At 46.9% G+C, this 10,925-nt stretch carries 10 protein-coding genes; 8 read left to right on the top strand and 2 right to left on the bottom strand.

What is annotated here, in order from left to right; all coding sequences use genetic code 11:
- Positions 1-460 precede the first annotated feature (460 nt).
- A complete protein-coding gene (locus Q0135_RS02450; protein ID WP_297987972.1) occupies positions 461-1,147 on the bottom strand; it encodes a SapC family protein in 687 nt (228 codons plus the stop codon).
- 149 nt (positions 1,148-1,296) lie between these two features.
- Between Q0135_RS02450 and Q0135_RS02445 the strand changes: the two genes are divergently transcribed.
- Positions 1,297-2,070 (top strand): 3'(2'),5'-bisphosphate nucleotidase CysQ, encoded by a 774-nt coding sequence (locus Q0135_RS02445; protein ID WP_297987970.1) that lies wholly within the window; start codon positions 1,297-1,299, stop codon positions 2,068-2,070.
- A gap of 63 nt (positions 2,071-2,133) precedes the next feature.
- Positions 2,134-2,529: a type II secretion system protein gene (locus tag Q0135_RS02440; RefSeq protein ID WP_297894317.1), complete on the top strand. Its 396-nt coding sequence runs from the start codon at positions 2,134-2,136 to the stop codon at positions 2,527-2,529.
- A 17-nt stretch (positions 2,530-2,546) separates the two neighbouring features.
- On the opposite strand, the gene Q0135_RS02435 is transcribed toward Q0135_RS02440, so the two are convergent.
- Positions 2,547-3,158, bottom strand: a complete 612-nt coding sequence (locus tag Q0135_RS02435; RefSeq protein ID WP_297987968.1) for a disulfide bond formation protein B — start codon at positions 3,156-3,158, stop codon at positions 2,547-2,549.
- Positions 3,159-3,254: 96 nt separating this feature from the next.
- Between Q0135_RS02435 and Q0135_RS02430 the strand changes: the two genes are divergently transcribed.
- From Q0135_RS02430 to Q0135_RS02405, 6 genes are all read left to right on the top strand, one after another.
- The gene (locus Q0135_RS02430) at positions 3,255-3,824 is read left to right on the top strand and encodes a TRAP transporter small permease subunit (RefSeq protein ID WP_297987966.1); all 570 of its coding nucleotides are present in this window, start codon (positions 3,255-3,257) and stop codon (positions 3,822-3,824) included.
- Positions 3,825-3,917: 93 nt separating this feature from the next.
- Positions 3,918-5,279 carry a TRAP transporter large permease subunit gene (locus tag Q0135_RS02425; RefSeq protein ID WP_297987964.1) on the top strand — a complete coding sequence of 454 codons (1,362 nt, stop codon included), beginning with the start codon at positions 3,918-3,920 and terminating at the stop codon, positions 5,277-5,279.
- Positions 5,280-5,320: 41 nt separating this feature from the next.
- Positions 5,321-7,144: a biotin/lipoyl-containing protein gene (locus tag Q0135_RS02420; protein ID WP_297987963.1), complete on the top strand. Its 1,824-nt coding sequence runs from the start codon at positions 5,321-5,323 to the stop codon at positions 7,142-7,144.
- Positions 7,145-7,275: 131 nt separating this feature from the next.
- Positions 7,276-8,859 (top strand): phosphoenolpyruvate carboxykinase (ATP), encoded by a 1,584-nt coding sequence (gene pckA, locus Q0135_RS02415; RefSeq protein WP_297987962.1) that lies wholly within the window; start codon positions 7,276-7,278, stop codon positions 8,857-8,859.
- The gene (locus Q0135_RS02410; protein ID WP_297987961.1) at positions 8,834-10,183 is read left to right on the top strand and encodes a CAP domain-containing protein; all 1,350 of its coding nucleotides are present in this window, start codon (positions 8,834-8,836) and stop codon (positions 10,181-10,183) included. The genes pckA and Q0135_RS02410 overlap by 26 nt, the downstream gene beginning before the upstream one ends.
- A 104-nt stretch (positions 10,184-10,287) precedes the next feature.
- A complete protein-coding gene (locus tag Q0135_RS02405) occupies positions 10,288-10,845 on the top strand; it encodes a hypothetical protein (protein ID WP_297987959.1) in 558 nt (185 codons plus the stop codon).
- Positions 10,846-10,925: the final 80 nt, after the last annotated feature.

Below are 10,925 nucleotides of genomic sequence, written 5' to 3'. Positions count from 1 at the left end.
TTAGAGGTTACCATAAATTAAATTGCAAAAAATAACATTGTTTATGTAATATTATGTTGACATTTTTTTTTGATGAGTCTATACTCCATACGATATTTTAAATTTTATAAATTTATCTACTTGAAAGAAATTAAGAATTTAATAGAATTTTATGCAAAAATTTGGGCTTGAAATTTTATGTGTAAAATCCTGCGTGCGCAGGGTGATAAATTTTGCCATAAAATTTTTATGGCAAAATTATACGATCAGACTCGCAGTACGTTTAATCTTAGCTACAAATAAAATCATTTAGGCTCTAAGGCTTATTCTACTAGATAGGCTTAATTGGGTATTTATAAAAACAACTTGCGCCGTAAAATACTTGCGACAATTTTGCACAATATTGCTTTTAGGAATTAAATTCCGCGACGTCAAATCATAAAAATTTTAAGGATTTCGAGCTATTCAAGAAGCAAAACGCCTATTTTTTCGCTTCTTTCGGCGTAATCGGCGGATCGAGCTGCATGATCTTATCGCCTAGGCGCTGAAAATTTGCAAGGCTTTTTAGATGGAAATACGCTAGCTCCAGATATCCGCGGCGCGCGAAATCCGCAAGCTTTTTATCGCTTAACTTCAAAAGCTTTTCGCGATTTACGACCGAAAAGCCGTTTAGTAGAGATGATTCCTTGCCGCTAGAGTTGATACCGAGCTCCTTGGCTTCTAAAATCCCCGCCTTTTGAAATTCCGCCGCGGCAACGCGCGTGCGCATATCTAAATCGGCGTAATTTTTCATCACCTCTTTTAAATTTTGTAAAAACGGCGTCGGCTTACCGTCTTTAAAAAGCGCCTCGCCGTCGCCTTTGATCTGTTGCGCGTCCCCATCGAAGCAGATCGCCGTCTGCTCGCCGATCTGAGCTAGGAAAAACGGATAATTCTGCACCGAAGAAGGCACCGTTCCTTTATAATCCTTATCAATTAGGACGTTTTTGGTGCGCCCTAGCAGCGCCACCATTTTGGGTTCTTTTTCGATGGTAAATACGATAACGAGGTTGTCCGCGCAAAACGGGATCTCCGGCGCGATCACCGGCACGAAAGGCGCGGTAGGAAATGCGTCTGCGTGATATTTCAAATCCGCGTGTTTAACGCTATCTAATACGACTGGGGTCATGTTTATCCTTTAAAAAATTTTAGCAATTATATAAAAAAGAATATTAAAATTCTAAAGGGTTTTGAAATTTCGGCTGTTTTTGCTTGCGTAAATTTAGACGTTTGGAATTTTAAATTTGATAGAATCACCGTTAAATTTAAGGAGCGAAAGTGGGTTTGGATGAGCTTTTGGCGCTTGCCGAGGATGCTGCAAAAAAGGCAAACGCCGCAATAATGCAAAATTACGACAAATTCGATGTTTTCGTCAAAGCGGACAGATCGCCGCTTACGAATGCGGATATCGCGGCAAATGATGCGATAATGCGCACTCTAGAGCCTAGCGGCATCGCGATCTGCTCGGAAGAGCGCGTGCTGGATAGCAAGCGGCGCATGAGCGAGGAGAGATTTTGGCTGATAGATCCGCTGGACGGCACGAAGGAGTTTATCGCGCGCAACGGCGAGTTTTGCGTCTGCATCGCGCTGATCGAGTATGGGCGCCCGATTTTAGCGGTAATCGGCGTGCCCGTAAGCGGCGACATATATAGCTCAAATGGCGGCGGAGTTTATAAAAACGGCGTACTGCTCGCTCGTCCCACTAGCGCGCCGCAAATCTTCATGCACGGCCGCCATAGCAAATCCGAGAAATATCCGCAATTTGCGCAAAAATTTAAAATGCAGCTCGTGCGCAAAGGCTCTGCGATAAAATTTTGCATCTTAGTCGAGGGGGGCGCCAGTGCATATGCGAGATTTAGTGATTGCTCGCTTTGGGACATCGCCGCGGGAGATTTTTTGCTGCATCAAAGCGGCGGAGCGGTAGTGGATCTAAAGACGATGAAGGCGCCGCTTTATAACGGAAAAAGCCTGATAAATAACCATTATGTGGCGGTCGGCGCGAATGCGATAAAAAATTTATCTGAAATGTTAGAATTCGCAAAGAACTTTTAAGTTAAATTTATAGTAAACACTCTATAATATAAGTCCAAAAATTTTTTATCAAAGGATAAAAACATGAAGGGCTTTACTATGATCGAATTAATTTTCGTGATCGTGATTTTAGGTGTTTTGGCGGCAATTGCCATTCCAAAACTAGCAGCTACGCGTGATGATGCGGAAGTCGTTAGAGCAGCGCAGAACGTATCTACATCACTGACTGATCTAATGGCTTATTATACTTCGCAAGGCGAGTATGATAATAGCACGACAGGTTTTAATAACATGACGAATGTTAAAAATCCTATTACCGCAAAGAATAAGGTTTGTGCCACATACACTGTCGATAGCAAAAATAAGGTTACTCTTAAAAAGAGTACAGATGGCCTATGTGCTCACGTATGGGAGATGCCGGGGCTAAAGAATATAAATACTGTATATTCGTCTGATGCTTTGCTAATTATTACACAGTAACTTCTTTGGCGCAGAGGCTACCTCTGCGCCTTCTTATTCAAAAACCCAAGAAAAATTCCAATCATCCAAACAATTGCGAAAAATATAAAGATAAAACTCCAAAATTGCGCCAGATCCACGCTTTTACTTGCTGGAAACAGATACCAGCCTCCGCTATAAAGCGCCGTTAGCTTAGCTTGCAGCCCCTCTAGCGTTACATCAGTTGGTACTGCCGGTATGTCGAATGCGCAGCTGTTAAATGTCTTAAAAATTGGCACTATGCTTAGATCAAAATTTAAAAATCTCACCGCTCCACCACAGCCGCTCATCCCGCTCATATCTCCGCTCCCTCGCAGTACCGTGTGAATTTTAGCTAAATTTAGCGATGAGACAAATCCTAACGCCGCGCCGTAAAACCATACCGCATATCCGCAGATTGCGCCGTAAACGCCCTTGCCGCAAACTGCTAAAATCACCGCTCCTAGCGCTATGGCGCAAAGTGCGAATCTCACGTGAATGCTAAAGCTTTCCGGATAGATAAAAAGGAATTTTTGCAAGAAAAAATATGAAAATGCTAGCCAAAAAAGCGCCCAAATAGCGCAAAAGGCGAGAAATCTTTTAGAGTATCTGTTTTGAAATTTTAAAATCATAAAAATCCTTTCCGCGCATAATTTTATAATAAATTGCAGATATTTTTGCTAAAATCCCAGCTTTCATAGCAAAAATTTCAAGCAAAGGGTAAAATTTTGAAGGGTTTTTTACGCAGATTAGAAAGAGCTTTTGATGCGTTCGCAAATATCTTAGGCGTATTGAGTATCGTATTTTTGGCGCTTTTAGTTATAGTCGTTTTTTACAATGTTGTGGCGCGTTATCTTTTTCCTGCCGCAAATTCCGTCGCTATGCAAGAACTTACGTGGTGGCTATATTCGGCGATGTTTTTATTCGGTGTGACCTACGCACTCAAAGAAAACGCACACGTTCGCGTGGATATTTTTTACGAAAAATTTAGTCCCACTGCAAAAGCGCTCATAAATATCTTAGGTACGATATTTTTCATTTTGCCATTCGTGGCGCTCGTGGCGTTTTTTTCGATCGATTATGTAAGCGAGGCTTATGCGAGCCATGAGGCCAGCGCCAATCCCGGCGGTATGCAGCATCTTTGGATCATCAAGTCCGCAATCACGCTTAGCTATGCGTTTTTATTTATCTACGCATTTGGATTTTTGATTAAAAATATTAACGCCCTGCTTGATGTTAGGGAAAACAAAGGCTCGGAATTTCTTAGTGGGAATTCTTCGGGCGCACAGAGTGTGTGAGGGCAAAATGAGCTTAAATTTAAAATTCTATAAATTTTACACTTTTCGCTCTTGGGCGGAATTTTGCCATGGCAAGATAAAAGGTGGCGAGTTATGATAGGCATAGTGATGTTTGCGGCAGCGCTTTTTATGCTGCTAATGGGATTTCCCGTTGCGTTTACATTTGGCGCCGTGGCTGTGATTTTCGGCTTTATCTACGGACTTAGTGAGGCGTGGGATTACGCGCAGGGCTTTGAAATTTTAACCGAAGCTTTCGAGGATATGAGCAGGCAGTTTTTCTCACTGATGCCTAATAGAATTTACTCGATTATGGAAAATCAGCTGCTAATTTCGGTGCCGCTTTTTATTTTGATGGGTATGATTTTGCAAAAGACTCGCCTTGCGGAGCGCTTATTAGAGTCGATGGCATTTTTATTCGGCGGCGTACGAGGCGGCGTGGCGATCAGCACCGTTTTGGTGGGCGCATTACTTGCGGCTACGACGGGCATCGTGGGCGCGACTGTCATCGCTATGGGCGTCATTAGTCTGCCCGTGATGATGAAATACGGCTACGATAAACCCCTAGCTACCGGCACTATCGCTGCTGCGGGCACGCTTGGGCAGATTATCCCGCCTTCTATCGTGCTGATTATTTTAGGCGATATACTTTCGGTTTCGGTGGGTGATCTTTTCTCCGCAGCAGTTATTCCTGGACTCGTGCTAGTGGGTTTTTACGTGATTTATATTGCGATTATTTCATATATTTGCAAAGATTATGCGCCGCCTGTTCCGCCGATAGAGGGGCTTAGCAAATCAAAGCAAATTTTTATCGCGCTTAAAAACGTCGTGCCGGTGCTCGTGCTGATTTTGCTCGTCTTGGGATCTATTTTTGCGGGCATCGCTACGCCTACGGAGAGCTCGTCGGTAGGCTGCTTGGGTGCGATAGCGCTAGCTGTTTTATACCGCACGTTTTCGTTTAGACTGATCTATGACGCACTAAAAAATACCGCTAAAATTTCGGGCATGGTTTTTATGATTTTGATGGGCGCCACGGCATTTTCGATGATTTTTTCTTACACGGGCGGAGATGAGGTCGTAAAAAATTTTATGGAGAATCTGCCCGGTCAAGCATGGGGATTTATCGCGCTTACGATGGTAGTTATCATAGTGCTTGGATTTTTTCTAGATTATGTCGAAATTTCATATATCATTTTACCGATACTTTTGCCGATAGTAGAGTCTTTACATATCAATCCCGTGTGGTTTGCGATCTTAATCGCTGTAAATTTGCAAACGTCGTTTATGACGCCGCCGTTTGGATTTTCGATATTTTTTTTAAAGGGCGTGACGCCGCCGCAAATCCATACCACGGACATTTATAAGGGCGTGCTACCTTTTATTTTATTGCAAATTCTAGTGCTATTAACGCTCGCAATCTTTCCGGGGGTTTTCGGTTTAAAAGCTTTTTTAGGCTAGAAATATTAAAATTCACGCTAAATTTAACCTAGGAGCTAAAAATGGCTAAAAAGCTTATCGACGTTATGGATACGACCTTTCGCGACGGATTTCAGTCAGTTTTTGGCGCGCGCGTGGCGATGGCGGACTTTTTGCCTGCCGTTAGCGCGGCCAAAGACGCGGGCATCACGCACTTCGAGTTCGGCGGCGGCGCGCGGTTTCAGAGCCTGTATTTTTACCTAAACGAAGACGCGTTTGAGATGATGGATAAATTTAGAAGCATCGTGGGGCCTGAGGCGAACCTGCAAACCCTTAGCCGCGGCGTAAATACCGTCACGCTCGATACCGGCAGCCGCGAGATCATCGATCTGCACGCCAAGCTTTTTGCTAAGCACGGCACGACGACGATTAGAAATTTCGACGCGCTAAACGACGTGGAAAATTTAAAATTTAGCGGCGAGTGCATACATCGCCACGGACTCAAACACGAAGTCGTGGTTACGATGATGGATCTGCCGCCGGGATGCAGCGGCGCTCACGATGCGGCGTTTTACGAGAGGATTTTGCGTCAAATTTTAGACGCGCAGATTCCGTTTGACAGCGTCTGCTTCAAAGACGCAAGCGGCACCAGCAGCCCGCAGAAGGTCTATGAGACGATCAAGCGCGCGCGTAAAATTTTAGGCGACGGGGTGCATATCCGCTTGCACACTCACGAGACGGCGGGCGTTAGCGTCGCATGCTACCAGGCTGCGCTCGTTGCGGGCGTAGACGGCATCGACCTTGCCGCGCATCCCGTAAGCGGCGGCACTAGCCAGCCCGACATTCTCACGCTGCTGCACGCGACGAAGGGGCAAAATTTCGACCTGGGCCTGGATGCAGAGAAAATTTTAAAATACGAAGAGGTTTTGGGCGAGTGCTTGAAGGATTACTTCATGCCGCCAGAAGCTACGCAGGTAAGCCCACTCATTCCGTTTTCGCCTATGCCGGGAGGAGCGCTTACCGCAAACACTCAGATGATGCGCGATAATAAAATTTTAGACAAATTCCCCGCCGTCATCAAGGCTATGCGCGAGGTCGTCGAAAAGGGCGGCTTCGGCACGAGCGTGACGCCGGTTAGTCAGTTTTATTTCCAGCAGGCGTTTAACAACGTAATGTTCGGCCCGTGGAAAAAGATCGCCGAAGGCTACGGCAAGATGGTGTTAGGTTATTTCGGCAAAACGCCTGTTAAGCCGGATGAAGGCGTGATTAAGATGGCGGCGGAGCAGCTGGGACTACAGCCTACAACCAAACACGCTGTAGATATCGCCGATGCCGACGAGAGTAAGAGCGTCGCGTATGCGCAGAAGATTCTACGCGAGCAGGGCATCGAGCCTAGTGAGGAGAACATATTTATCGCGCTTGCGTGCAAAGAAAAGGGCATCGCGTTTTTAAAGGGCGAGGGCAAGGTGATGAGTCGTAAAAAAGAGGACGTAACACCCGCCGCAAGCCATCAAAGCGGTATTTCTAAAAACGGCAAATTTGACGTTAAAATTAACGGCAAAATTTACAGCGTAGAATTCGCAGGGCAAAATGTGCTCGTAAACGGCGATCGATACGACGTTAGCTTCGATACCTCAGCGCCCGCAAAGCCGCAAGTGCAAGCCGCTCCCGAAAGCAAGGCAAGCGGCGCGGACGGCAACGAAGTAAAAGCGACGCTTCCTAGCAACGTATTTAAAATTTTAGTCAAGCAAGACGATATCGTCGAGGCGGGGCAGACGATAATCGTACTTGAAGCGATGAAGATGGAGATAAATATCGAAAGCCCGCGCAAAGGTATAATCGATAAAATTTTAGTCGCCCAGGGCGATACGGTCGATGCCGATCAAGTGCTCGCGATTTTAAGATAAGCTCTAAAATTTAGGCGGCGCTCCCGCCTAAATTTCATGGCGATCATCCTCGGTGCTTAAGCGAGCTCACCTAAATTTTAAGCTATAATAGCGCAATCTTTTATCAAAATTTAATTTAAAAAGGACGCAAAATGACAACTCCGAACGATCTGGATAAACTAGGTCTTAAAGATATCAAAAAAATCAACCACAACCTAAGCTACGACGAGCTTTTCGAGCTTGAAAAGGCAAGAGGCGAGGGGCGCGTATCAAGCAACGGCACCTTTATGGTCGATACCGGCATCTTTACGGGTCGCAGCCCGAAGGATAAGTACTTCGTAAAACAAGATCCGAGCCAAAAATACATCGCCTGGGGCAAGGTAAATCAGCCCATCTCAAAAGAGCTTTTCGATAAACTTTTAGCCAAAGCTAAAGCCCAGCTAAGCGGCAAGGAAATCTTTATCCAAGACGCCTATTGCGGCGCCAGCAAATCCAGCCGTAAAAACGTGCGTTTCGTAACCGAGGTCGCGTGGCAGGCGCATTTTGTTAAAAATATGTTCATCCGCCCAAGCGAGAGCGAGCTAGCGGAATTTCATCCTGATTTCGTCGTTTACAACGCGTGCAAATGCAAAAACGAAGATTACGCGAGCGACGGGCTGCACTCCGACGTTTTCGTTATCTTTAATGTCGAGGAAAATGTCGCCGTTATCGGCGGCACGTGGTACGGTGGCGAGATGAAAAAGGGAATTTTTTCGATGATGAACTACTGGCTGCCGCTTGCGGGCAAGATGTCGATGCACTGCTCGGCAAACGTGGGCAAGCAGGGCGACACGGCGCTATTTTTCGGCTTAAGCGGTACGGGCAAAACGACGCTATCGACCGATCCAAACCGCAAGCTAATAGGCGATGATGAGCACGGCTGGGACGATGAGGGGATATTTAACTTCGAGGGCGGCTGCTACGCGAAGTGCATAAATTTAGACCCGAGCAGCGAGCCTGAAATTTACGCCGCGATCAAACGCAATGCGCTGCTTGAAAACGTGGTCGCGGATGAGGCGGGCGTCGTGGATTACAAAGACGGCAGCAAGACTGAAAACACTCGCGTCAGCTACCCGATCTATCATATCGATAACTACGAGCCAAGCTCTGCGGGCGGCCATCCGAAAAACATCATCTTCTTAACGGCCGACGCATTCGGCGTTTTGCCGCCGGTCGCAAAGCTAACTAAAGAGCAGGCGATCTATTATTTCCTAAGCGGATATACGGCAAAAGTCGCAGGCACCGAGCGCGGTATCACCGAGCCGGTGGCGACATTTAGCGCATGCTTTGGCGAGCCGTTTATGCCGCTGCATCCGACCGTTTATGCTAAGCTTCTGGGCGAAAAGATCGACAAGCACAATGTTAGCGTCTATCTGGTAAACACCGGCTGGAGCGGCGGCGCGTACGGCGTGGGCAAGCGAATGAGCATAAAAGCCACGCGCGCGTGCATAAACGCGATCCTAGACGGCAGTATCAAAAAGTGCGAATTTGAAAATTTCGAGAAATTTAATCTAGCGATCCCAAAAGAGCTCGCAGGCGTCGAGACGAAGCTGCTAAATCCGATCAATACATGGACGCACCCGGCGGAATATAAGATCACGCGCGATAAGCTTGCAAAGATGTTTGAAGAGAATTTCAAACGCTACGAGGACGTAAAAGAGGGGGTCGAGTTTGCCAAAGCGGGCCCTACGGCTTAGGCTCCTGGGTCTTGGGGCGATCTGCGCGCTTTTTGCCGCATGCGAAAACGCCCCCTCAAATTTAAAACAGCCGCTCGTTGCGATGAGCGGCTTTTCCTTTTACGACGATCCGCTAAGCTACATCAACAATGTGCGCGCAAAATCGGGGCTAAATCAGCTTTCGCAGAATGAAATTTTAAACACCTCCGCGCTTAATCACGCAAAATATGTCGTCGCAAACGAGGCGATGTCGCACGACGAGACTCCGGGCAGACCGAATTTTACGGGTGAAAATCCGTCAAAGCGTGCTTTTTACGCAGGCTATAGTGCCGTCGTGAGGGAAAATTTATCCTATAATTCAAGCGATCTAAAAAGCGCGATCGACGGGCTTTTAAGCGCGATTTACCATAGATTTGCATTTTTGGATTTTGCCTCGGATGAGATCGGCATCGGCTATTTTGAGCACGGCAAAAAAAGTAGCTACGTTTTTGAGATGGGAAATTCGCGCCTCAACGCCTTTTGCTCGCGGAATTTAAACGACGAAGGAAGCGGCAAATTTCTACTTGGGATGTGTAAAAACGAAACGCTACGGATGAGGGAGGATAAGTTCAAAAGCGCCACCGCGCTAAACTCGCACCCTTACGTTTACTACCCGAACGACGAGCCCGCGCTTGCGTTTTTCAGCAATGAAATTCCAGATCCCATGCCCGAGTGCAAAATCACCGCAAACCCCGTAAGCGTGGAATTTAATGCCGAGGGGCCGCCCGTAGCGATGAAAAGTTTTAAAATTTACGAAGGCGGCAGGGAGCTTCAAAACGTTAAAATTTTAGACAAAAACTCCGATCCTAACGCCATTTTAAGCGATAGGCAGTTCGTGCTTTTCAGCAGAGAGGTTTTTAAATTTGACACCAAATACGGCGCGGAGTTTAATTACGAGCAGGGCGGTAAGCAAAAAACGCTACGGTGGGAGTTTATCACGCAGGCGCCTAAATTTAGATACTTCGTCGTGCAAGGCGGAGAAAATCTGAGCGTGAAAAACGGCGCGTTTTACGATATATTCGTAGCCCCCAAGGACTGCAACGATTTGATGAAAAGCTACAAAACCAGCTACTCCTTTATGGATAAGCCCGAAATTTCAAGCCCCGCGGCAAATATGCTGCGCGTAAAGCTAAACGGCGCAAAGGGCGCGAAGCTTGAAATTTCAACGGACAACGGCGCGATAATAAATCTATATTTAAGCGACGATTCCAAGAGCTACGGCGGCATGGGTAAAATTTACGCCGCAATCGCGGCGGTTTTGACGGCGATCATTTTGTTTTATCTTTTGGCAAGAAAGCGGAGATGACGGGTGCGAGAGGGCTATTCGGCGCAATGCCCGCTTGTAGGCTAGGGGTTTTGCTTTGCAGACGCGGCGCACCGCTTGCAAAAGGCAGATAATAAGGATAGATCATGAGAAAAAACGAAGGTAAATTTTATATTTCGCTAACGGGCGAAAATAGCCATGAGGTGGATATCCCCGCGGGGCAAGGCAGCTCTATAAGTATCGCGCCTAAGGGTTACGGCGATGCTGATGCCTATGTGAATGCGGATACGCCTATTTCGTGGAGCGCGTTTGATGGAATGCAAATACCGGCCGGCGGGCATTGGCCTAGGTTTTTCTACTATGCGGGCAACGACGCGGGTTTTGCGCAGTGGTCGCAGGGGCGTGAGATAGAGAGCTTTTTCTGGGCGCCGCAAAAAGACGTCTCGTTAGATCTTAGCAAGGCTCATATTCGCCGCCTAAGCCTAGACTGCGATCGCTTTAAAATTTGCGTTCGACTCGGCGTAGATACGCGCAAGGCGGAAAATTTTACGATCGAGAATGCGGGTGGGCTTAAAGGCGTTTCTTTTTGCTTTCGCGAGGATGATGCCAAGGGCGCGGAGCCGTTTAAACTACCGGTGTTTGCGGCGCTAGCGGGCATAGAGCGCATAGAAATAGACGCGCCCGTTTGCGGGCGAGCCATTTGATTGCGAGAGTTTGTTGCAGTTTTCCGCGCTAAAAAGCGTCAGTCTAAACGGCGCCGTCTGCAACCTGCGTGCCCTTAGCG

It is taken from the genome of uncultured Campylobacter sp., from assembly GCF_937981295.1.
In the GTDB taxonomy this organism is placed as follows: domain Bacteria; phylum Campylobacterota; class Campylobacteria; order Campylobacterales; family Campylobacteraceae; genus Campylobacter_B.
Note: the sequence above shows the minus strand (reverse complement) of the source record. Positions and strands in the feature narration are given on the sequence as shown.